General features: G+C 60.3%; 20 protein-coding genes. 9 read left to right on the top strand and 11 right to left on the bottom strand.

The features are described from left to right. Positions 1-56: 56 nt before the first annotated feature. Positions 57-2,762, bottom strand: coding sequence for a preprotein translocase subunit SecA (gene secA, locus RTS12_RS03220; protein WP_312525432.1), 2,706 nt, complete (start codon positions 2,760-2,762; stop codon positions 57-59). Between the two features lie 208 nt (positions 2,763-2,970). Here secA and RTS12_RS03215 point away from each other — a divergent pair, with 208 nt between their 5' ends. The 4 genes from RTS12_RS03215 to RTS12_RS03200 all read left to right on the top strand — a co-directional run bounded on the left by RTS12_RS03215 (position 2,971) and on the right by RTS12_RS03200 (position 5,899). After that, positions 2,971-3,813, top strand: coding sequence for a peptidylprolyl isomerase (locus tag RTS12_RS03215; RefSeq protein ID WP_312525430.1), 843 nt, complete (start codon positions 2,971-2,973; stop codon positions 3,811-3,813). 3 nt (positions 3,814-3,816) lie between these two features. Then, complete coding sequence (gene argJ, locus RTS12_RS03210; RefSeq protein WP_312525428.1) at positions 3,817-5,256, top strand: bifunctional glutamate N-acetyltransferase/amino-acid acetyltransferase ArgJ; 1,440 nt, start codon at positions 3,817-3,819, stop codon at positions 5,254-5,256. Then, positions 5,253-5,651 (top strand): 8-oxo-dGTP diphosphatase MutT, encoded by a 399-nt coding sequence (gene mutT, locus RTS12_RS03205; RefSeq protein WP_312525426.1) that lies wholly within the window; start codon positions 5,253-5,255, stop codon positions 5,649-5,651. The genes argJ and mutT overlap by 4 nt, the downstream gene beginning before the upstream one ends. Before the next feature lie 122 nt (positions 5,652-5,773). After that, positions 5,774-5,899 carry a hypothetical protein gene (locus tag RTS12_RS03200; RefSeq protein ID WP_312525424.1) on the top strand — a complete coding sequence of 42 codons (126 nt, stop codon included), beginning with the start codon at positions 5,774-5,776 and terminating at the stop codon, positions 5,897-5,899. 213 nt (positions 5,900-6,112) lie between these two features. On the opposite strand, the gene infB is transcribed toward RTS12_RS03200, so the two are convergent. The 5 genes from infB to pip form a co-directional block, all read right to left on the bottom strand. Beyond that, positions 6,113-8,656, bottom strand: a complete 2,544-nt coding sequence (gene infB / locus RTS12_RS03195; protein ID WP_312525422.1) for a translation initiation factor IF-2 — start codon at positions 8,654-8,656, stop codon at positions 6,113-6,115. 8 nt (positions 8,657-8,664) lie between these two features. After that, complete coding sequence (locus tag RTS12_RS03190) at positions 8,665-9,282, bottom strand: RNA-binding protein (RefSeq protein WP_312525420.1); 618 nt, start codon at positions 9,280-9,282, stop codon at positions 8,665-8,667. A 15-nt stretch (positions 9,283-9,297) separates the two neighbouring features. Then, on the bottom strand, positions 9,298-10,920 hold the full coding sequence (nusA, locus tag RTS12_RS03185; protein WP_312525418.1) for a transcription termination factor NusA: 1,623 nt from the start codon (positions 10,918-10,920) through the stop codon (positions 9,298-9,300). Positions 10,921-10,923: 3 nt separating this feature from the next. Then, positions 10,924-11,517, bottom strand: a complete 594-nt coding sequence (gene rimP / locus RTS12_RS03180; protein ID WP_312525417.1) for a ribosome maturation factor RimP — start codon at positions 11,515-11,517, stop codon at positions 10,924-10,926. Positions 11,518-11,730: 213 nt separating this feature from the next. Beyond that, positions 11,731-12,699, bottom strand: coding sequence for a prolyl aminopeptidase (gene pip / locus RTS12_RS03175; protein ID WP_312525414.1), 969 nt, complete (start codon positions 12,697-12,699; stop codon positions 11,731-11,733). A gap of 51 nt (positions 12,700-12,750) precedes the next feature. Between pip and ubiG the strand changes: the two genes are divergently transcribed. Further along, positions 12,751-13,503: a bifunctional 2-polyprenyl-6-hydroxyphenol methylase/3-demethylubiquinol 3-O-methyltransferase UbiG gene (ubiG, locus tag RTS12_RS03170; protein WP_312525412.1), complete on the top strand. Its 753-nt coding sequence runs from the start codon at positions 12,751-12,753 to the stop codon at positions 13,501-13,503. 44 nt (positions 13,504-13,547) lie between these two features. Here the strand turns inward: ubiG and RTS12_RS03165 are convergent, their stop codons facing one another. From RTS12_RS03165 to RTS12_RS03150, 4 genes are all read right to left on the bottom strand, one after another. Then, positions 13,548-14,045: a MarR family winged helix-turn-helix transcriptional regulator gene (locus RTS12_RS03165; protein WP_312525409.1), complete on the bottom strand. Its 498-nt coding sequence runs from the start codon at positions 14,043-14,045 to the stop codon at positions 13,548-13,550. Then, positions 14,042-14,911, bottom strand: a complete 870-nt coding sequence (locus RTS12_RS03160) for a carbon-nitrogen hydrolase family protein (RefSeq protein WP_312525406.1) — start codon at positions 14,909-14,911, stop codon at positions 14,042-14,044. The genes RTS12_RS03165 and RTS12_RS03160 overlap by 4 nt, the downstream gene beginning before the upstream one ends. Positions 14,912-15,187: 276 nt before the next feature. Continuing rightward, positions 15,188-15,445 carry a glutaredoxin 3 gene (gene grxC, locus RTS12_RS03155; RefSeq protein WP_312525404.1) on the bottom strand — a complete coding sequence of 86 codons (258 nt, stop codon included), beginning with the start codon at positions 15,443-15,445 and terminating at the stop codon, positions 15,188-15,190. Positions 15,446-15,502: 57 nt separating this feature from the next. After that, complete coding sequence (locus RTS12_RS03150; protein ID WP_312525402.1) at positions 15,503-16,273, bottom strand: double zinc ribbon domain-containing protein; 771 nt, start codon at positions 16,271-16,273, stop codon at positions 15,503-15,505. Here RTS12_RS03150 and RTS12_RS03145 point away from each other — a divergent pair. Together RTS12_RS03145 and hemH are read left to right on the top strand one after the other, a co-directional pair. After that, positions 16,272-17,123, top strand: coding sequence for a methyltransferase domain-containing protein (locus tag RTS12_RS03145; RefSeq protein WP_312525400.1), 852 nt, complete (start codon positions 16,272-16,274; stop codon positions 17,121-17,123). The genes RTS12_RS03150 and RTS12_RS03145 overlap by 2 nt on opposite strands. Continuing rightward, positions 17,120-18,154, top strand: coding sequence for a ferrochelatase (gene hemH, locus RTS12_RS03140; RefSeq protein ID WP_312525398.1), 1,035 nt, complete (start codon positions 17,120-17,122; stop codon positions 18,152-18,154). The genes RTS12_RS03145 and hemH overlap by 4 nt, the downstream gene beginning before the upstream one ends. Positions 18,155-18,250: 96 nt before the next feature. On the opposite strand, the gene RTS12_RS03135 is transcribed toward hemH, so the two are convergent. After that, positions 18,251-18,916, bottom strand: a complete 666-nt coding sequence (locus RTS12_RS03135; RefSeq protein ID WP_312525396.1) for a L,D-transpeptidase — start codon at positions 18,914-18,916, stop codon at positions 18,251-18,253. Between the two features lie 222 nt (positions 18,917-19,138). On the opposite strand from RTS12_RS03135, the gene RTS12_RS03130 reads away from it, so the two are divergent. Continuing rightward, positions 19,139-19,654, top strand: a complete 516-nt coding sequence (locus RTS12_RS03130) for a CAP domain-containing protein (RefSeq protein WP_312525394.1) — start codon at positions 19,139-19,141, stop codon at positions 19,652-19,654. Positions 19,655-19,729: 75 nt separating this feature from the next. Continuing rightward, positions 19,730-20,206, top strand: a complete 477-nt coding sequence (locus RTS12_RS03125; protein ID WP_312525392.1) for an NUDIX hydrolase — start codon at positions 19,730-19,732, stop codon at positions 20,204-20,206. Positions 20,207-20,460: the final 254 nt, after the last annotated feature.

Genomic DNA, 20,460 nt, shown 5'->3' with positions numbered 1-20,460 from the left:
AAAAGGCGGCCATAATGGCCGCCTTTTTGAGTCTGATCAGCATTTCCGTCGCGGGCTTAGGCCAGACGGCCGTGGCAATGTTTGAACTTTTCACCCGAACCGCAAGGGCAGGGGGCATTGCGCGAGGGATTGCCCCAGGTCGTTGTGTCCTCGGCATCAAAGCCCGGCACGCGACCCGCAACGGGGACAACCTCGGCATCCTCATGTTCAGGCTGCAGCGACTGCTGGGCCTCGGCCTGCTGCTGGGCGTATTCACGCATCATCTGCTCGCGTTCCTCATCGGTCAGCGGGCGGATGCGGGCAAGCTGTTGGGTTACGTCAGAGCGCATCCCTTCAAGCAGCGATTCGAAAAGCTGGAAGCTTTCGGTCTTATATTCCGACAGCGGATCGCGCTGCGCATAGCCACGGAAACCGACGACCGAACGCAGATGCTCGAGCTTGATCAGATGTTCGCGCCATTTCGCGTCGATCTGCTGCAGCAGGACCTGTTTTTCGATCTGGTTCATATTATCGGCGCCGAACTGCTCGACCTTCTGGGCCATGTATTCGGCCGTCGCGGTTTCGATCCGCTCGCGGATGACATCTTGATCGACGCCATCTTCGGAAACCCAATCGGCGATGGGCAGGTCCATGTTCAGCTGCTCGACCGTCGCGGCCTTCAAGCCCTGAATATCCCACTGCTCGGCATAGGACTTGGGCGGAAGGTATTGATCGACCAGATCGGCAATGACCTGTTCGCGCATATCGGCAGTGATCTCGGCGACCTCTTCGGCCTCCATGATCTCGCGGCGCTGCGCAAAAATGGCCTTGCGCTGGTCGTTCATCACATCGTCGAATTTCAGCAATTGCTTGCGAATATCAAAGTTGCGGCCTTCGACTTTGGCCTGGGCGCGTTCCAGCGATTTATTCACCCAAGGGTGAATGATCGCCTCGCCTTCCTTCATGCCAAGCGTCGACAGAACCTTTTCCAGACGCTCCGAGCCGAAGATGCGCATCAGGTCATCTTCAAGCGACAGGAAGAACAGCGAACGACCGGGATCGCCCTGACGACCCGAGCGGCCGCGCAGCTGGTTGTCGATCCGGCGGCTTTCGTGGCGCTCGGTCGCAAGAACGAACAGACCGCCCGCTTCCTGGACCTCTTTCTTCGAGGCAGCGACCTCGGCTTCGACGGCGGCGCGCACCTCATCGGGTTCGGCGTCGGGGTTGGCGGCCAGGGCCTCCATGACCTTCATGTCGACGTTGCCGCCCAGCTGAATGTCGGTCCCGCGACCTGCCATGTTGGTGGCAATGGTGACGGCGCCCATCTTGCCGGCTTCGGCGACGATAAAGGCCTCGCGCTCGTGCTCGCGGGCGTTCAGCACATTATGGGGGATGCCGGCTTTGGTCAGCATCTCGGACAGCATTTCGGACTTTTCGATCGAGGTCGTGCCGACCAGCATCGGCTGGCCCTTGGCATGTGCTTCTTTGATCGTCTCAAGAACGGCCGCATATTTTTCATTCGCGGTGCGATAGACGCGGTCGTGTTCGTCGATGCGCTGGATCGGACGGTTGGTCGGAACCTCGACCACGCCCAGCTTGTAGATTTCGGCAAATTCTTCGGCCTCGGTGGCCGCAGTACCGGTCATGCCGCCCAGTTTTTCATAAAGGCGGAAGTAGTTTTGGAAGGTGACCGAGGCCAGCGTCACGTTTTCTGGCTGGATCTGGACATCTTCTTTGGCCTCGATCGCCTGATGCAGACCGTCCGACAGGCGGCGACCCGACATCATGCGGCCGGTGAATTCGTCGATCAGAACGATTTCGCCATCGCGAACGATGTAATGCTGGTCACGCTGGAACAGCGTGTGGGCGCGCAAGGCCTGATTGACGTGGTGAACGATCGTCGTGGATTCGGGATCGTAAAGCGTCTGACCGGCGGGCAGAACGCCTGTCTCGGTTAGGCGCTGCTCCAGATATTCGTTGCCCTCTTCGGTGAAGGTGGCATTGCGGGTCTTTTCGTCCAGCTTGTAATGCTCGGGCGTCAGCTCGGGGATATATTTATCCAGCACACGGTAAAGCTCCGAGCGATCCTGCGACGGACCCGAAATGATCAAAGGCGTGCGTGCCTCGTCGATCAAAATCGAATCGACCTCGTCGACGATGGCGTAGAAATGCCCACGCTGGGACATTTGCTCGACCGAGCCCTTCATATTGTCGCGAAGGTAGTCAAAGCCCAGCTCGTTGTTGGTCGCATAGGTCACGTCGGCGCGATAGGCTTCGCGCTTTTCGTCGTCGGGCTGGAACGGATAGACGACGCCTGTCGTCATGCCCAGCTGGCCATAGACCTTGCTCATCCAGCCCGCATCGCGCTTGGCCAGATAGTCGTTGACGGTGACGATATGCACGCCCTTGCCTGCCAGGGCGTTCAGATAGGCCGGGAAGGTGGCCATCAGGGTCTTGCCCTCGCCGGTCTTCATTTCGGCGATATTGCCCTGATGCAGAAAGATCCCTGCCATCAGCTGCACGTCAAACGCACGAAGGCCAAGCGCACGACGCGCGCCCTCGCGGCAGTTGGCAAAAGCTTCGGGAAGAAGCTTGTCCAGCGACTCGCCAGATTGGGCGCGACCCTGAAGTTCACGGGTTTTGCCGATAAGGTCCTCGTCAGACATCGCCTGGAATTTTGGTTCCAAAGCGTTGATCTGTGCGACGATAGGACGGGTTGCCTTTACCTTGCGGTCATTGGGCGTACCAAAGACCATTTTCGCCAGAGATCCGAAGCCGAGCATATGAGCCTTCAAAATTCGTGTATCGGGGAAGCGCACAGCCCTAACGGCCACTTGCCCGAACCATTGCCCATGCCCTATCTAAAGGACCGGAATAACGGCGGCGGGCGCGCATTATCGGTTGAGCCGGATGTATGCTTCGCCTGCCCATCTGTCAACGCTTGCGCCGTTTTACCCTCGGGGATCGGCCTGTCCCGCAAAGGGGAAATCCATGCTGAAACCTGCCCTTGTCCTGGCGATTCTGGCCACAACACCTGTATTTGCCCAGGCGGCAGAGGCCACAGCCGATACGGTTGTCGCCAAGGTGAATGGCGAAGATATCACGCTTGGTCAGATGATCGCGATGAAAGACGGCATGGGCGAGGACGCGGTTGCGAACCTTCCGCCTGTTGCGCTTTGGGATCTGATGCTGGATCAAATGATCCGCCAGACTGCCGTTGGACAGAAAAAAGCCGATAAATTGACCGCACGTGATACCGCGGTGCTTGAGCTGGATCGCCGCGCCTATCTGGCGGGCGCGGTTTTGGAACAAGTTGCCGCGAGCGAACCCAGCGACGAAGAGCTGCGGGCCGTGTATGAAAAGGCCTTTGGCGCAGAGACTGCCCCCAAAACCGAATTCCACGCCGCTCATATTCTGGTGAAGACCGAGGATGAGGCCAAGGCAATCGAGGCCGATCTGGCCAAAGGCGAGGATTTCGGCAAGCTGGCCGAAGAAAAATCCACCGATCAGGCCTCGGGTCCGAACAAGGGCGAATTGGGCTGGTTCCAGCCCGAACAGATGGTCGCGCCTTTTGCCGAGGCCGTGAAAACGCTGAAGGCGGGCGAGATTTCCAAGCCGGTTGAGACCCAGTTCGGCTGGCATGTCATCAAGCTGATCGAGACGCGCCAGCTTGAGGCTCCGAAATTCGAAGAGGTCAAAGACCAGCTGGCCGTTCAGGTCCGCCGTGACCGCGTCGAGGCTGAAATCCAAAAAAGCGTAGCGGATGCCAAGATCGAGAAAACCCCCGATCTTAGCCCCGAATTGCTGAACAAAACCGACCTGCTGGAGAAGTGATCCATGGCTAGCGATGATAAAAAGAACAAGAAGCTGACCGATGCCGAAAAGGTGAAGTCACTTAAGAAAAAGATCAAAAAGCTGAAAGCAGCGCGGGTCGTTGCAGAGGCGGCACCGGTGGCGGCACCCGGGGCGGCATCGGGGTCGGTACTGGGGGCTGCGCCCTTGGCTCAGGCTTCGGCTGCGGTTCCCACCGCCAAGACCAAGATCATCTCGCCGCTGGCACCTGTTTCCTTCCCTGACCTTCCGGTCATCGATGGGGTCGAATTTGCCGCCGGTGCGGCTGGGGTGAAATACAAAGGTCGCACGGATGTCATGCTGGTCAAGTTGGCACCGGGCACGGCGATCGCGGGCGCTTTCACGAAATCCTCGACCCGCGCAGCCAGCATTCTGGACTGTCAGGCCAAGCTGGCGGGCAAGCAAGACACCACGGGCGGTGCCGCGATTGTGGTCAACTCGGGCAATGCCAATGCGTTTACCGGCGCAGCTGGTCAGGCCTCGGTTGATGCGGTGACGGCTGCGGTGGCACAGCAGCTGGGCGTGGCGCAAGCGCGCGTCTTTTCGTCCTCGACAGGCGTCATTGGCGAGCCCTTGCCACATGATCGCATCGTGGCGGCGATTGGCGCCCTGGCGGCTGATCTGGACCCTGCGGCCATCGACGGCGCTGCCGAGGCCATCATGACCACGGACACCTTCCCCAAGGGGTCGGCGGCCGAGATCATGGGCGAGGGCGGCCCGATCCGCATCGCGGGCATCGCCAAGGGCTCGGGGATGATCGCGCCTGATATGGCAACGATGCTGGTCTATATCTTTACCGACGCAAAAATCGCGCCGGATGCGTTGCAAAAGATCGTCTCGCGCCAGTTGGATCAGACCTTCAACGCCATCACGGTCGATAGCGATACCTCGACCTCTGATGCTTTGATCGTGGCGGCGACTGGGAAATCCACCGCGGCGGCCTTGACCGATATGCGCAGCAAGGTCGTGCGCGACTTTACCAAAGCCCTGACCAATGTGATGCAGGATCTGGCCAAGCAGGTCGTGCGCGACGGCGAGGGCGCCACGAAATTTGTCGAGGTCAAGGTCACGGGGGCGGCCAGCAAGCTGGATGCCCATCGCGTGGCAATGGCAATCGCCAATTCCCCCTTGGTCAAAACCGCCATCGCAGGCGAAGATGCCAACTGGGGCCGCGTGGTCATGGCGGTCGGCAAATCCGGTGCGCAGGCGGACCGCGATCTGCTGACCATTCGCTTTGGCGATATGGTTTTGGCGGAAAAAGGGTGGCGTTCGCCTGATTACGACGAGGTCAAGGCCAGCGCCTATATGAAGCGCTCGGAGCTGGTGATCGGGGTGGATCTGGGGCTTGGCCGCGCCACCAAGACGGTCTGGACCTGCGATTTGACCCATCGCTATATCGACATCAACGCGGATTATCGCTCGTGAAAATCTTGCTGGTGGCGGCCGTGGCGCTGATTGATGCTGACGGCCGCATTCTCTTGGCCCAAAGACCCGAGGGGAAATCCCTCGCCGGTCTTTGGGAGTTTCCGGGCGGTAAAGTCGATCCCGGTGAGACGCCCGAACAGGCGTTGATCCGCGAGCTGCAAGAGGAATTGGGCATCGATACCTGGGCGTCCTGCCTGGCGCCCTTGTCTTTTGCCAGCCATAGCTATGACGATTTTCACCTGCTGATGCCGCTTTACGCCTGTCGGCGCTGGAACGGTATCCCGCAGCCGCAAGAGGGGCAAAAGCTGGCTTGGGTGCGCGCTCAGGACCTGAGCAGCTATCCTATGCCACCGGCCGATCTTCCGCTGATTCCTGTGCTAAGAGAGTTGCTTTAGTGCCACACGCCCCCTCGATCCCGAGGAATTAATCTGACCCCTCAGCAGAAGTTAACGAAACATTATTAACTTCCTGATTTTTTTATGTCGAAATTAAGACATCAGAGGAGAGGAGAATGGGCATGATTCGCACGATAACCATCGGCAGCTGTATTTCAGTCCAGGGCATCTTCGAGCGTCAGGTTTCCAATGGAAATATCGTCGTTCGGGTCGGCAACAACACCTATGTTGGCAAGCCAGTCGTCTAAGACTTGATCGATACGGTCCAATGAAACCGAAAGGGACGCGGCGGGAGGCTGCGTCCCTTTTCTTTTGCCCATTTGCGCGATCAGGCAGCGATGGGGTGGACGTCGCCAAGGGAAATGCCCATGGGATGTCATCCGGGCAAAGGCCGTCTCAATAGACCGTATATGAAAAAGGGCGCCACAAGGGCGCCCTTTTTGTGTCTTGCGACTTGGGGATCACAGCTTGCGCTGGACCTCTTCGCGCTCGAAGATCTCGATGACATCGCCTGCGCGAATGTCGTCGTAGTTCTCGAAGGCCATACCGCATTCCTGACCCGACTGGACCTCTTTGACTTCATCCTTGAAGCGCTTGAGGGTCTTAAGCGTGCCTTCGTGGATAACCACGTTGTCACGCAGCAGACGCACACCAGCCGAACGGCGGGCGACACCTTCGGTAACCAGACAGCCTGCGACCTTGCCGATCCCCGAGACCTTGAAGACCTCTTTGATCGATGCATAGCCGATGAAATGCTCGCGCACTTCGGCCGACAGCAGGCCCGAGGCCGCCGCTTTGATATCATCGACCAGATCGTAGATGATCGAGTAATAGCGGATCTCGACGCCTTTTTGGTTCGCCGCTGCACGGGCAGGGGCGTTCGCACGGACGTTGAAGCCAATGACAGGTGCGCCCGAAGCTTCGGCCAGACCAATATCGCTTTCGGTAATCGCACCGACACCCGAGTGCAGAACGCGCACGCGGACTTCGTCGTTGCCGATTTTTTCCAGCGCCTGCACGATGGCTTCGGCAGAACCCTGCACGTCGGCCTTCATGATCACCGGCAGTTCCGAGACGCTTTGGTCGGCCTTGGCTTTCGCCATCAGCTGTTCCAGCGTGGTTGCAGCACCAGCCGCAGCACGTTTGTCTTTGGACTGCTGGATGCGGTAATCCGCGATCTCGCGTGCCTGTGCCTCGGTCTCGACGACGTTCAGAACATCGCCGGCTTCCGGCGTGCCGTTCAGACCCAGAACCTCGACCGGAACCGAAGGGCCAGCTTCTTCAATGCGCTCGCCTTTGTCGTTGATCAGCGCGCGGACCTTGCCCCACTGCTCGCCGACGACGAAGATATCGCCGCGCTTAAGCGTGCCGTTCTGAACCAGAACCGTCGCAACCGGACCACGGCCAACGTCAAGCTGAGCCTCGATCACAGCGCCCAATGCGGCGCGGTTGGGGTTCGATTTCAGCTCGAGGATCTCTGCCTGAAGCGCGATTGCTTCAAGAAGTTGATCCAGGCCCTGACCGGTTTTCGCCGAAATCTCGACATCCTGCACATCGCCTGACATCGCTTCGACAACGACTTCGTGCTGCAGCAGATCGGTGCGGACCTTCTGCGGATTCGCAGCCGGTTTATCGACTTTGTTGATCGCCACGATCATCGGCACTTTTGCCGCTTTAGCGTGGTTGATCGCTTCGACCGTCTGCGGCATCACGGCGTCATCAGCCGCAACCACCAGAACCACGATATCCGTCACCTGCGCGCCACGGGCCCGCATCGAGGTGAAGGCCGCGTGGCCGGGGGTGTCGAGGAAGGTCAGGATCGAGCCATTCTTGGCTTTGACCTGATAGGCCCCGATGTGCTGGGTAATGCCGCCCGCTTCGCCCGAAACGACATTCGCATTGCGAATCGCGTCCAAAAGCGAGGTTTTTCCGTGGTCGACGTGGCCCATGATCGTGATGACCGGGGGACGCGACTGCAGGTCTTCGGCTTTATCCTCGACCGTGTCGATGACTTGTTCCACATCCGAATCCGACACGCGGATCGTCTTGTGGCCGAATTCCTCGATCACCAGCTCGGCGGTATCAGCATCGATCGACTGGTTGGCCGTGACCATCAGACCCATGCGCATCAAGGATTTGATGACATCCGGGGTGCGCTCGGCCATGCGGTTTGCAAGTTCCGAGATCACGATGGTTTCCGGCAACTGAACGTCGCGGACCTGTTTTTCAGCCTTGAGCGCACCGCCCATGGCCTTTTGACGTGCCTTTTCTTGCTTGCGCTTCATCGCAGCAAGCGAGCGCTGGCGGCCACCTTCGCCGTCACCCAAAGCCTGGGTCAGCGACAGCTTGCCAGTGGTGCGACGGTTGTCATCGCGCGCCTTGTTGCGGCTGTCGCGATCGTCTTGGGTGCGCTCACGCTCGGTCTTGGCGCGCGGACCAACGGTGGACACACCTTTGGTCTCGGCGCGCGCAGCGGCGATTTCTGCAGCAGCGCGGTCAGCCGGGGTCACGGGACGGGCTTCGGCCGGTTTCGCGCGGGTTTCCTCACGCTTTTGGGCACGCAGCTCGGCCTCGCGGGCGCGGCGGGCGTCTTCTTCTTCTTTCAGGCGCAGCGCTTCAACGCGCTCACGCTCTTCGCGTTCTTTGGCTTCCAGCTCGGCGCGGCGGCGCTCACGCTCTTCTTCGCGAGCTTTTTCCTCGGCCACACGGGCTTCAGCCTCAGAGGCCTCGCGCGCTTTTGCAGCGGCAAGAGCCTTCAGGCGGCGCTCCATTTCGGCTTCGGAGATGCCTGCGGGACGCTTGGAGGGGTCGCTGGCCAGAGCCGCTGGCGAACCCGGACGTGCCGTCGAGGCTGCGCCAGGCTTAGCCGGCACAACAACGCGCTTGCGTTTGGTTTCAACAACCACATTATGGGTCCGACCGTGGCTGAAGCTTTGCTTCACGTGGCCCGAACGGCCCGCACCACCACCAACGCCAAGGGGTTTTTTTCCGTCAGTATCGCTCATTCCGATTTTCATTCCTTCCCGGCAGGTGTCCCGCCGTCATGCCCCCGCAGACCTTGCAGTCTGCTCGCGTCCCTGATCACGTTGCGGGTCAGGCCCCCAGGCGCAAGCGCGCTGTGTATGACATGATCACGCCCAAAGGACAAACCCAATTCTGACGCGGTCATACAGCCAAACCATCGACCACCTTCCGGTGTCCATAGCTTGCCCTTTCCGCGATCCGATCCGTCTGATGCTTGAAGCAAGACTTTCGCCTTACCAAGCGCCAGCCAGCCCTTCACCTTCTCAAATCCGGCGACCGCATTGCCTGTCTTTCTGCTTAGCGAGATCAGCTCGACGACACGTCGTGCAAGTCCGGCCTCGATAAGATCAAGAAGGTCGTCGGGAGCGGTGACGGGGGCTTTCGCGCCACGCGAGAACAGTCCCTTGGCCATCGCTCTGGTCAATATAGTACGATCGGCCGTGACCCAGAAGCCCCGGCCGGGCAATTTTTCTGCGAGATCTGGTACTACGTCCCCGTCAGGGCTTGCCACGAAGCGGATCAGCCCAGTTTTGGGCTGCACCTCTCCGGTGACGATGCAGCGCCGTTCGGGCGTCTCGCGGTCCTTGGTTTGGCCCCCGCGTGTCATGCAGTTCCCGGGGCGTTACACCCCGGCCTCCTCTTCGTTGTCGCCATCAGTCTCTTCATCATCGATCGCGCCTTCGTTTTCGGTCGGATCGACCCAACCCAGCATTACGCGGGCGGTCATGATCAGGGACTGGGCAGTTTCCAATGTGACGCCAAGGCCTTCCAGCAGGCCGTCATCCTTGACGCGCTGACCGTTCTGCGAGGTCCAGCCACCGGCCAGTTCCCAGTCGGCGCAGGTCGCGAAATCTTCCAGCGTCTTGATATCGTCTTTTGCCAAAGCCTCGACCATCTGCGGGGTCAGACCCTCGAAGTTGATCAGGCTATCCTCGGCACCCATGGCGCGGGCATTGTCTAGAGCAGCCTTGTTGGCGGCTTCCAGATGTTCGCGGGCACGGGTTTGCAGCTCGTCTGCGGTCGAAGCGTCCACGCCCTCGATCGAAAGCAGCTCGTCCAGATCGACGTAAGCGACTTCTTCCAGGTTGGTGAAGCCTTCGGCGACCAAAAGCTGTGCAAAGAACTCGTCCAGATCCAGCGCATTCACGAACAGCTGCGTGCGGGCGTTGAATTCGGCCTGACGGCGCTTGGATTCTTCTTCTTCGGTCAAGATGTCGATGTCCAGACCGGTCAGCTGGCTGGCCAGGCGCACGTTCTGGCCGCGACGGCCGATGGCCAGCGACAATTGCTCGTCAGGAACCACGACCTCGATCTTGTTGGCTTCTTCGTCGAAGACAACTTTTGCGACTTCGGCGGGCTGAAGCGCGTTGACCAGGAAGGTCGCGTGATCATCCGACCACGGAATGATGTCGATTTTCTCGCCCTGAAGCTCGCCGACAACAGCCTGCACGCGCGAGCCGCGCATGCCGACGCAAGCGCCAACCGGGTCGATCGAGTTATCGTAAGAAATCACGGCAATCTTGGCGCGCGACCCCGGATCACGGGCGCAGGCTTTGATCTCGATCACGCCGTCATAGATTTCCGGAACTTCCATCTTGAACAGTTCCGCCATGAATTGCGGATCGGTACGCGACAGGAAGATCTGCGGGCCACGGGTTTCGCGGCGAACATCTTTGACATAGGCGCGGATGCGGTCGTTGGGGCGATAGCTTTCACGGCCGATCTTTTCGTTGCGGCGCAGGATGGCTTCGCCACGACCCACGTCCACGATAATATTGCCGTATTCCTCGCGCTTGACGACACCGTTGATGATCGTGCCTGCGCGGTCTTTGAATTCTTCGTACTGACGATCACGTTCTGCTTCGCGCACGCGCTGCAAAATGACCTGCTTGGCCGATTGCGCGGCGATGCGGCCCAGCTCGACCGGGGGAACCTCGTCCACGATTTCGTCGCCGACTTGCGGATTGGCCATATAGGGTTTGGCCTGCTCGACGGTCAGTTCAGCCTGATAGTTCTCGACCGCGTCATCTTCGACAACGGTGCGCACGCGCGTAAAGGTCGCATGGCCGGTCTTGCGGTCGATCTTGACGCGAATATCCATTTCGGCGCCGTAGCGCGACTTGGCTGCCCGGGCGAGGCTGTCTTCCATCGCCTCGATGACGAGCTCGGGCTCGATCATCTTTTCGCGGGCGACCGCTTCGGCTGTCTGCAGCAGTTCAAGCTGGTTCGCAGAGGTGATTGCCATTGCTCACTCCTTCGAGTCGCCGGCTTCGCCGGGATCGGTTTCGATTTCGTCGAAAGCATCTTCGTCAAGATTATCGATCTCGATGCCCGCTTCTTTTTTCTGACGCAGCATTTCGGCGATCAGCTCTTCGGTCAGAACGAGCTTGGCATCGCTGAGCCAGTCGAAGTTCAGCCCGATCGTGCCTTCTTCGACATTGATCAGAACTTCATCGCCCTCGATTCCGGCAAGCATGCCCTTAAAGCGCTTGCGGCCATCGATGGCCTGATTCGTTTCCAGCCGGATCTCATAGCCTTCGAAGGTTTCGAAATCCTTGAGGCGAGTCAGCGGGCGGTCAATGCCCGGGCTGGATACTTCCAGATGATAGGCGTCTTCCAACGGGTCTTCGACATCCAGCGTCGCGCTGATTGCCGTGGAAATAACGGCGCAATCGTCGACGTTGATACCGCCTTCGGGACGGTCCGCCATGATCTGGAGCGTCGCGGTCTTGCCACCTTGCAGGCGAACTCGAACCAGCTCGAAACCCAGATCCTCGATCACCGGCTGAATGATGTCAGCCAAACGCCGGTCGATAGCCGTCTTGGCAACGAGGTTGCTCATATGGTCTCCAAATACGAAAAACGGGCCGAGCGGCCCGTGCGAATTTTGGGATGGGCAGGGGGTGGAAGCCTGCGCCGCTGTTGGCTAGCATATAGCGCAACTGGCCTGCTGGCGCAAGGCTGCCGTGGTGCAGGCCAAGAAAAACCCGTCGCAAGCCAGAGTTATCGGCCCCGGCGGATCTGCGGTTCCGCACGGCGCGAACTGCGCAGCAAGCTAGCGCATGGCATCCATGACACGCACCAGTTCGGCGGTGATTCGCGGCTCGGACAGGGCGTGCCCTGATGCCGGAACCAGCCGCAAATCGCAACCGGGCCAGTTTTGCGCAAGCTCATAGGCGCTTTGGGGCGGGCAGACCATGTCATAGCGCCCCTGCACGATTACGGCCGGCAAATGAGCGATGCGGTGCAGATTGCGCAGAAGCTGACCCTCGGCAAGAAAGCAGTTGTTGAAGAAATAATGGCTCTCCAGGCGGGCAAAAGTGCGGGCGTAATCGGGCGGTGCATGGCCCGAACTGGTGATTTCCAAGCCCGCCAAAGCATTTTCCCAGTTGATCCAGGGCAGGGAAAAGCGAATCTCGCGGGTCAGATCGCCGCAAAACAGGCGCTGATGATAGGCCGCGATCGGATCGGCATGCTCGCTTTCGGGAATGGGGGCCAGAAAATGCGCCCAACGATCCGGGAAAAAGCGCGCGGCGCCGCCCCGGTAGAACCAATCCAGCTCTCGTTTCATGCCCAAAAAGACGCCGCGCAGCACAAGAGCCGTCACCGCCTCGGGGTGGGCCTGAGCATAGGCAAGCGCCAGCGTTGCCCCCCAGCTGCCACCAAACAGAACAGCCGGGCCAATTCCCAATGTGGCGCGGATGGTCTGGATGTCTGCGATCAGGTGCTCGGTGGTGTTGGCCTCGACGCGGGCACGAGGGCGCGAACGTCCGCAGCCACGCTGATCGAAAAGGATGCAGCGGTAATGATTGGGGTCAAAAAAGCGGCGCATGAACGGGCTGCAACCACCGCCCGGCCCACCATGCAGCACGATGACCGCAGGCCCATCGGGATTGCCACATTGCTCGACGTAGATCTGATGACCATCGCCCACATCAATCACGCGCTGGTCGTAAGGGTCGACCTGCGGATGAAGCCTGCCATGCGACGGATAGCCGCCGATTTGCCCTGCCAATCTGTCCATGAGGTGACTATACAATGCCTTGCGCGCGCCCGCCACAGCAAGGACGGCAAGATGACATCGCCCCAATATCAAAGCAGCATCGACCCCGCCGAGGTCGCCAAGTTTCAGGCAATGGCCCGTGACTGGTGGGACCCCAACGGCAAGTTCAAACCGCTGCACATGCTCAACCCGACCCGGCTGGACTATGTCGTGACCCAGATTGCCGCCGAGTTTTCGCTGGACCTGCGCGCGGATCAGCCCTTCGCGGGGCTGCGCATTCTGGATATCGGCTGCGGCGGTGGGCTGATCTCGGAGCCCCTGGCGCGCTTGGGTGCCAAGGTGACGGGCGCGGATGCCGCGCCGGGCAATATCGCCGTCGCATCCCTGCATGCACAAGAGCAGGGCCTTGAGATCGAATATCTCAACGTCACCGCCGAGAGCCTGGCCAGCGAGGGACGTCAGTTCGATGTCGTCGTCGCGCTGGAGATCGTCGAACATGTTGCCGATCCGGCCGCCTTTGTGCAGACCTGCCATGATTTGCTGCGTCCGGGCGGTCTGTCCGTCATCTCGACGCTGAACCGCACCGCCAAAAGCTTTGCCGTGGCAATCTTGGGGGCGGAATGGGTGATGCGCTGGTTGCCCAAAGGCACCCATGACTGGCGCCGTTTCATCACGCCAGATGAGCTAAGTGCGATGGCCGGCGGCGCGGGCTTTCTGGTCGCCGATCGCATGGGGATGGTCTTTAATCCCTTGGGCTGGAGCTGGTCGCTGTCGCCGCGCGATCTGTCGGTCAATTACGCCATGACCGCCTTGCGGCACGGCTAAGAAAATCGGCGCGCAGGTGGCGCGCCATTCCTTGGCTTAGGGGCTTAGCTGCCTGATTTGTCGGTTTCTTCCAAGCGCTTGCGCAGCATCCTGAGCACAGGAAGCGTGGTGCGGATCTGATCTGCACCCACGTCGCGCACGACCTCGGCGATCTGGGGCATCAAAGAGGCCAATGCAGCATCTCGTGCGGCGCGACCTGCCGGGCTGATGCCCACGAACTTGCGGCGGGCATCATCCCAATCGGGGCGGATATGGATATGCCCCGCCCATTCCAGCTTGGACAAAGTATTGGTCATCGCGCCGCGGGTGACGTGGAACGCCTCGGCCAGTTCGGCTGGGGTGCGCTCGACATTGAGATGGGCCAAAAGGTTCAGCACCGAAAAATGCGAAATACGCATCCCGCCGGGCAAGGCACGGCTGACCAGTTCACGGGCAAGCTGGTCGGCAATGAATACCTCGGAAAACAGGCTTGCGGCCAATGCATCTGTCGAAGCGGCGCTCGCCGAGGTGATACGCGGAGGGCTGTCGGTTGTATTGGTCATGGGCCAGTAAAATCGCGGTCATGCGTCAGGGAAGGGACGCGGGACCGTGCCCTATCAGCTGCGCCAAGGTCAAGGGCCACAACAGTCGCGCCCGGGTTGTTTCCGCCATCGGCCAAAACCTCTCCCCAGGGAGCGACCGCCAGCGAATGTCCCCAGGTCCGGCGCGCGGGCGCATCGGGCGTATGTGGCGTCGCATGGGTCCCACATTGCGCGGGTGCCAGCACGAAAGAGCCGGTTTCGATGGCGCGTGCGCGCAAAAGCACCTCCCAATGTGCGGCGCCCGTCGTGTCGTTGAAGGCGGCAGGAACTGTCAAAATCCGTGCCCCGGCCTTGGCCAGACGACGGTAAAGATAGGCAAAACGCACGTCATAGCAGATCGAAAGGCCGATCGGCGCCGTAGCCCCCGCCGGACCTTGTACAACCACCGCCTGTGCTCCGGGGCGGAACGAGGCAGATTCGCGATAGGATTCGCTTTCTGAAATCGTCACGTCGAACATGTGGATTTTGTCGTAGCGCGCCAGAATGGCGCCATCCGGCCCGATCATCAGGCTTCGGTTGATTGAGCGCGGATCCGAAGGATCATCCGAGCGCAGCGAAAGCGAGCCGATCAATAGCCAGATCCCTAGCTCGGCGGCCAAAGCGCGCAAGGCCGCAAGGGTGGGGTCCTCGGCCTCGGTGCGCATGACGCGCTCTTTCCAGCTGCGATCCGGGCTAAGCAGATTGGTCGCCTCGGGGGTCAGCACGAAGCGCGCGCCCCGCGCGGCGGCATCACGGATAAACGAGATGGTGATGGGCAGATTTGCGGCCGGATCATCGCCCACGCAAAGCTGGATCAGCCCGGCTTTAAAAGTTTCGTCTTGCAGCATCAGCCGTTCCTTGCACCAAGTTTTTTGCACCGTGTCCCGGGCGCGCAGGTGCGGCCCAACTTGCACGAGCTGGTGCCAAATGAAGGCAGAGCGCGCGTGCCGGTATGTTGACCCGGACGCGCGCATTCTTGCAAGGCCGCTAACGCGAGGTGCCGAAACTGGCGCGTCGCAGGTAGGATAGGGGATATCGCAGCAAGGCGGGCCCAGACCAGATTGGCGACGGCCCAACCTCAAAACGACGCGCTGGAAGGGCGCTAGCGGCGGTTATTCTGGCGGTTACAGGCCCAAAAGCGCGTCAAGTTCACCGCGCATTTCCAAAGCCTGGATGTTGTCGTTGCCGCCGATATGTTTGTCGTCAATGAAGATCTGGGGCACGGTATAGCGGCCGTTGGCGCGATCTGTCATGGCAGCGCGCAAATCGGGGTCGCCTGCAACGTTGATTTCCTCGAACGGGACGCCCTTTTTCACCAATAGGGCCTTGGCGCGGGTGCAAAACGGGCAGGTGGGGGTCAGATAGATTTCGACTTTGGCCATAATGGCTCCTTAAGGGATTGCTGCATCGGCGGCGCAGGCAGTGGTTTGAATGGGTATTTAGGTGTCCTTGACGGCGCGCGCCAGAACCGCAACCGAAATTGGCCCTGCGCCCGCCGCGATCAGGCAATTCGTGACCGCCGTCAGCGTTGCCCCCGAGGACATGACATCGTCGATGACCAGAACGGGGCGGTCTTTGAGCAAAGCTAGATGCCGAGACGGCAGGGTGATGCTGTCCGCTTGGTTGGCAAAGCGCGCAGCCGCGTCGCGGCGATCTTGGGGTGGGCTATAACGGCTGCGCTTTAGCAGGTCAGGGTGATGAGGCAGGGCATGGGCACGGGCGACCCGCGCAGACAGCTGTGACGCCTGGTTGTATTTGCGCTTGAACAGCCTGCGCAGATGGATCGGTACGGCGGTCACGATCATCCCGGGGACGATCAGCGGGGCCGCGGCCCGCGCCAGCCAATCACCCAGATGAGGCGCAAGATCCAGCCGATCGCCGTGTTTGAGCATCAGACACAAATTTCGCCCGACGCCGCTATAGACCACGGCGGCACGCCCACCCACCCAGGGGCGGGGCTGGCGCAGGCAGTCGTCGCAATAAACCGGATCTGGCTGGGATGCGCGGGCGGGATCTGGGGCCTCTCCCGGCAGGGGGCAGCCACAGGCTGTACAGGCCAGACCCGAGATAAAGTCGGTCTCGCGCCAGCAGTTGGGGCAAAGCGCGCCATCACTGCTGATCGTTTCGCCACAGCCCATGCATTGGGGTGGAAAAACCAGATGTAAAGTGCCTTTCATCAGGCCCTTCAGCCCATTAAGATAAGCCACCATGAATTCGCGTTCGCCATCCCCCCCGCCACATCCGTCCCATTGCCTGACCGACCGCAAGGCGCTGGTGCAACACCGCGCGCGCGCGTGGTCCGGCGAGCCGGTTGATTTCCTGCATCGAATCGCCCTCGACGAGATTCAGGATAGACTTGCAGATATTAACAAGCCGTTTAGCGACGTCGCGATTGTCACCGGATTCCCGCAATTCTGGCAGGCGGCGATGCCCGATGCCCAGGTGGTCCCAGATAATGAGACTTTGGCGCTTGAGGCGGGCGCTTTTGACCTGGTGATCCATGTATTGGCGCTGCATTGGGCCGATGATCCGGTCGGGCAGATGATTCAATCTGCGCGCGCGCTTAGGCCGGACGGGCTGTTGTTGGTGGCTTGTCTGGGCGGTGAAACGCTTGGCGAGTTGCGCGACAGCCTGACGCGTGCCGAGGTCGAGGTGACCTCGGGGCTGTCGCCTCGGGTCTTGCCCATGGGCGAGATTCGCGATCTTGGCGCGTTGCTTGGCCGGGCTGGTCTGGCCTTGCCGGTTGCCGACCAGCTGCATCAACGTGTCAGCTACCGGGGGTTGTTTCACCTTGGCGCTGATTTGCGCGGGATGGGGGAAACGAATGCCTTGGCCGGAAGGCTGCGCCATCCAACGCGGCGAGATGTCCTGATGCGGGCGGCCGAGATATACGCTAAAGATCATGCCGACCCCGCCGATCCTGCGCGGGTGCTAGCTACCTTTGATCTGGTGTTCCTGACCGGATGGGCGCCCGCAGATAACCAGCAGCAGCCATTGAAGCCCGGCTCGGCACGTATGTCGTTGGCCGAGGCACTGGCCAGCAAGAGGAAAGAAGAATGAGCAAGATCCCAGCACAAGCCCCGGCCGACCATCCCGCCATTGCCAAGCCGCGCATAGGCGTGCTGATCGCCAATCTGGGCACACCAGATGCCACGGATTACTGGTCCATGCGCCGCTATCTAAGCGAGTTTCTGTCCGACAAGCGCGTCATCGACTATCCGGCATGGAAGTGGCAGCCGCTGTTGCAGGGCATCATTTTGACAAAGCGCCCCTTTACCTCGGGGGCCAACTACCGCTCGATCTGGAACAACGAGGCCAATGAAAGCCCGATGATGACCATCACCAAGGCCCAGCTTGCCGCATTGAAGGTGCGGGCCGAGGCACTTTGGGGTGATCGTGTCATGGTTGATTTCTGTATGCGATACGGCAATCCCTCGACGCCGGATGTGGTGGATCGCATGGTCAAGGCGGGCTGCGACAAGATCCTGTTCCTGCCGCTTTATCCGCAATATGCGGGGGCGACCTCGGCCACGGCCAATGACCAGTTCTTCCGCGCGCTGATGACGCAGAAATGGCAGCCCGCCGCGCGCACGGTTGCGGCCTATTTCGACCGTCCCGAATATATCGACGCATTGGCGCAATCGGTCGAGCGCAAGCTGGGCGGGCAGGTGCCGCGCAAGCTGGTCGTCAGCTATCACGGCATGCCCAAACGCTATTTGATGGAGGGCGACCCCTATCACTGCCAATGTCAAAAAACTTCGCGGTTGCTGAAAGAGCGGCTGGGCTGGGCAGATGGCATCATTGACACCACCTTCCAATCGGTCTTCGGTACCGAGGAATGGCTGCGGCCCTATACGGTCGAGCATGTCGCCGAGCTTGCCAAACAGGGCATCACCGATATTGCGATCATGTCACCGGCCTTTGCCGCCGATTGCGTCGAAACGCTTGAAGAGATTCAGGGCGAGATCCAAGAGGCCTTTGTTCACGCCGGGGGTAAGACCTTTACCTATATCCCCTGCCTCAACGATGATCCGGCGCATATTGATATGCTGGCGACGCTGATCGGTGAGAACTTAGGGGGCTGGCTATAGGGCCAGCTAGCCGGGGCAGATCACGCCCCAAAGGACAATGACAAAAGAAAAAGGCCCCCAATTGGGGGCCTTTCTTATTTACGCCGTCAGATCAGCTTAAATGATCATGACCTGCGTGCCGACTTTGGTCAGATCGTACATCTGCTTGATATGCTCGTTATACATGCCGATGCAGCCGTTCGAGGATTTGCGGCCGATCTTGCGCGTGTCATGCGTGCCGTGGATGCGGTAATACTGCCAGCTAAGCCACAAAGCATGGGTGCCCATCGGGTTGAGGGGGTCGCCCGGCGGAACGAATGCCGGCCATTCCGGGTTGCGCTCGCGCATCGAAGGGGTGGGCGCCCAGCTTGGGCCCTCGACCTTCTTGATGATCTCGGTCCGGCCGGTCCGGGTCAGCTCGGGGCTGACGGGAACCGAGGTCGGGAACAGCTTGTAGGTCTGACCGTCCTCGCCCCAGAAATGCAACGCGCGCGAGTTCAGATCGACCAGGATGGCGCCATTGGTCAGATTGTTGAAATAGGGCTGCCAATCCTGCATGTGGAAGCTCGAGGTGTTACGGCGCGAATCCTGATTCGCGTCATATTGCACCATGCCCGCATCCGGCGTGGCACCGGTTGGGCCGACCGTTTGCAGCACCTGACCGGTATAGGCGTCAACCGCCTGCGCAAAAGCTGGGGCAGCAAGGCCACCAGCAGCACCAACGGCCACCGCCGAGGTCAGAAAATTCCGACGCGACAGCGTCGGCCGGTTGGGAGAGGACATGTTTCGCTCCTGCTAACTTTGGGCCGTGTAGCGCGGCCTTCTTGCGCGATGGTTGCCTAAGAATTCTACCTTGCCTTTAGGGCCGCCGCGCGAGTCGCGCAATTCAAACTGGCGTCATTGCCACATGGTTGTTACGCTGTGTGGCCTTCACGCAATCTTTGGTTTGAATGGTGCGGGCCGCTTCGCTATGGCTGGGGCAAAGTAAAATCAGGGACAGTTTCCATGCTGAATCTTCGAATTCTGGCGGTTTTTTCAGCCCTCGCTTTGGCTGCATGTCAGCCGATGGGCGGACAGCCGCAGCTGGGGCCGGACGGCAAGCCGCTGCCCGTTGCCTATACGATCACCCCGCGCGAGGCGAACGCCATCCCAAGCCGCATTCTGGGTCAGGTCAACACGCTGCGCAGTACGCAGGGTGCGGTGCCGATGATGCAGAACCCGCAGCTGGATGCAGCAGCCGTTGCGCATGCGCGCGACATGTCCGCGCAAAACCGCGCGTGGCATTTTGGCTCGGACGGATCCTCGCCCCTCGACCGGATTCAGCGTCAGGGCTATATGGGCCATCTCGTCGGCGAGAATATCTCGGAAACCTATGAGAATGACATCGCGACGCTGGGCGCCTGGATGCAGTCGCGCGATACCCGCGACAACATCATGGACCCCCAAGCCAGCCAGCTTGGTCTTGGTTGGTACCAAGAGCCGGGCGGCAAAATCTGGTGGGTCATGCTGACCGGCCGCTAAGCACGAATTTCCCCAAAAGGGATGCGACCCGCCGTTGTTGGGACAACGGCGGGTTTTTTGTAAAGGAACCACAAGATGGAGCGGATAACCCCGCGGCATTCGGTGCGGGCGATCCTGCTCACGCCGCAAAACGAGGTCTTGCTGATGCGCCTCAGCCTGGAAGGCCGCTCGTTTTGGATCACTCCGGGCGGCGGGGTCGAACCGGGTGAGACGCTCACGCAGGCCTTGTCGCGCGAATTGCACGAAGAGGTGGGCCTGACCGATCCCAAGATCGGGCCGCAGCTGTGGAAGCGTCAGCATACTTTGACGCTGTTCCGTCGGCGGTGGTGCCAGTCCGAGGATTACTTTCTGGTCAAAACCGCGCGTTTCACACCCGAAATGGCCGATCCGATCGAAGCCCGTCTGGTCCGCGAGTTTCGCTGGTGGCGACTTGAGGATCTGGCAACAACGACCGAGGTGATCACCCCGCTGCCTTTGGCGCAAATCGTTGCCGATTACCTGGAGCACGGCGCACCCGACCCGCTGCCGCCTACGGAAATCATTATCGATTGACCAGCCCCGGCCCTTCGCCACGATCCCAAAGCCGTCCACCCCGGCCCTTTATCACGAGCGCATAAAAAAAAGGCCCCGAACCGGGGCCTTTGGCATTTTGCGCGGTGGCGATCACATTGCCCAAAGCAGCGAGGTCATCAGGGATAGATGAAGACCGGAACGCCGGTTTTGCCCGTGCCATTGCGCGCCAGCATGGCATAGATTTCTTCGATCTCTTCGTCATTGACGGCGATGCAACCCGCAGTCCAGTCCGC

This window comes from Paracoccus sp. (in: a-proteobacteria), from assembly GCF_032007265.1.
Taxonomy (GTDB): domain Bacteria; phylum Pseudomonadota; class Alphaproteobacteria; order Rhodobacterales; family Rhodobacteraceae; genus Paracoccus.
The sequence above is the reverse complement of the archived record's forward strand: the minus strand, read 5'-3'. Positions and strand labels throughout refer to the sequence as shown.

What these genes read in the sequence shown, in the direction of transcription:
- secA (WP_312525432.1), bottom strand. Translation starts at nt 2,762, where the DNA reads ATGCTCGGCTTCGGATCTCTGGCGAAAATGGTCTTTGGTACGCCCAAT.
- RTS12_RS03215 (WP_312525430.1), top strand. Translation starts at nt 2,971, where the DNA reads ATGCTGAAACCTGCCCTTGTCCTGGCGATTCTGGCCACAACACCTGTA.
- argJ (WP_312525428.1), top strand. Translation starts at nt 3,817, where the DNA reads ATGGCTAGCGATGATAAAAAGAACAAGAAGCTGACCGATGCCGAAAAG.
- RTS12_RS03200 (WP_312525424.1), top strand. Translation starts at nt 5,774, where the DNA reads ATGATTCGCACGATAACCATCGGCAGCTGTATTTCAGTCCAGGGCATC.
- infB (WP_312525422.1), bottom strand. Translation starts at nt 8,656, where the DNA reads ATGAGCGATACTGACGGAAAAAAACCCCTTGGCGTTGGTGGTGGTGCG.
- RTS12_RS03190 (WP_312525420.1), bottom strand. Translation starts at nt 9,282, where the DNA reads ATGACACGCGGGGGCCAAACCAAGGACCGCGAGACGCCCGAACGGCGC.
- nusA (WP_312525418.1), bottom strand. Translation starts at nt 10,920, where the DNA reads ATGGCAATCACCTCTGCGAACCAGCTTGAACTGCTGCAGACAGCCGAA.
- rimP (WP_312525417.1), bottom strand. Translation starts at nt 11,517, where the DNA reads ATGAGCAACCTCGTTGCCAAGACGGCTATCGACCGGCGTTTGGCTGAC.
- pip (WP_312525414.1), bottom strand. Translation starts at nt 12,699, where the DNA reads ATGGACAGATTGGCAGGGCAAATCGGCGGCTATCCGTCGCATGGCAGG.
- ubiG (WP_312525412.1), top strand. Translation starts at nt 12,751, where the DNA reads ATGACATCGCCCCAATATCAAAGCAGCATCGACCCCGCCGAGGTCGCC.
- RTS12_RS03165 (WP_312525409.1), bottom strand. Translation starts at nt 14,045, where the DNA reads ATGACCAATACAACCGACAGCCCTCCGCGTATCACCTCGGCGAGCGCC.
- RTS12_RS03160 (WP_312525406.1), bottom strand. Translation starts at nt 14,911, where the DNA reads ATGCTGCAAGACGAAACTTTTAAAGCCGGGCTGATCCAGCTTTGCGTG.
- grxC (WP_312525404.1), bottom strand. Translation starts at nt 15,445, where the DNA reads ATGGCCAAAGTCGAAATCTATCTGACCCCCACCTGCCCGTTTTGCACC.
- RTS12_RS03145 (WP_312525400.1), top strand. Translation starts at nt 16,272, where the DNA reads ATGAATTCGCGTTCGCCATCCCCCCCGCCACATCCGTCCCATTGCCTG.
- RTS12_RS03150 (WP_312525402.1), bottom strand. Translation starts at nt 16,273, where the DNA reads ATGGTGGCTTATCTTAATGGGCTGAAGGGCCTGATGAAAGGCACTTTA.
- hemH (WP_312525398.1), top strand. Translation starts at nt 17,120, where the DNA reads ATGAGCAAGATCCCAGCACAAGCCCCGGCCGACCATCCCGCCATTGCC.
- RTS12_RS03135 (WP_312525396.1), bottom strand. Translation starts at nt 18,916, where the DNA reads ATGTCCTCTCCCAACCGGCCGACGCTGTCGCGTCGGAATTTTCTGACC.
- RTS12_RS03130 (WP_312525394.1), top strand. Translation starts at nt 19,139, where the DNA reads ATGCTGAATCTTCGAATTCTGGCGGTTTTTTCAGCCCTCGCTTTGGCT.
- RTS12_RS03125 (WP_312525392.1), top strand. Translation starts at nt 19,730, where the DNA reads ATGGAGCGGATAACCCCGCGGCATTCGGTGCGGGCGATCCTGCTCACG.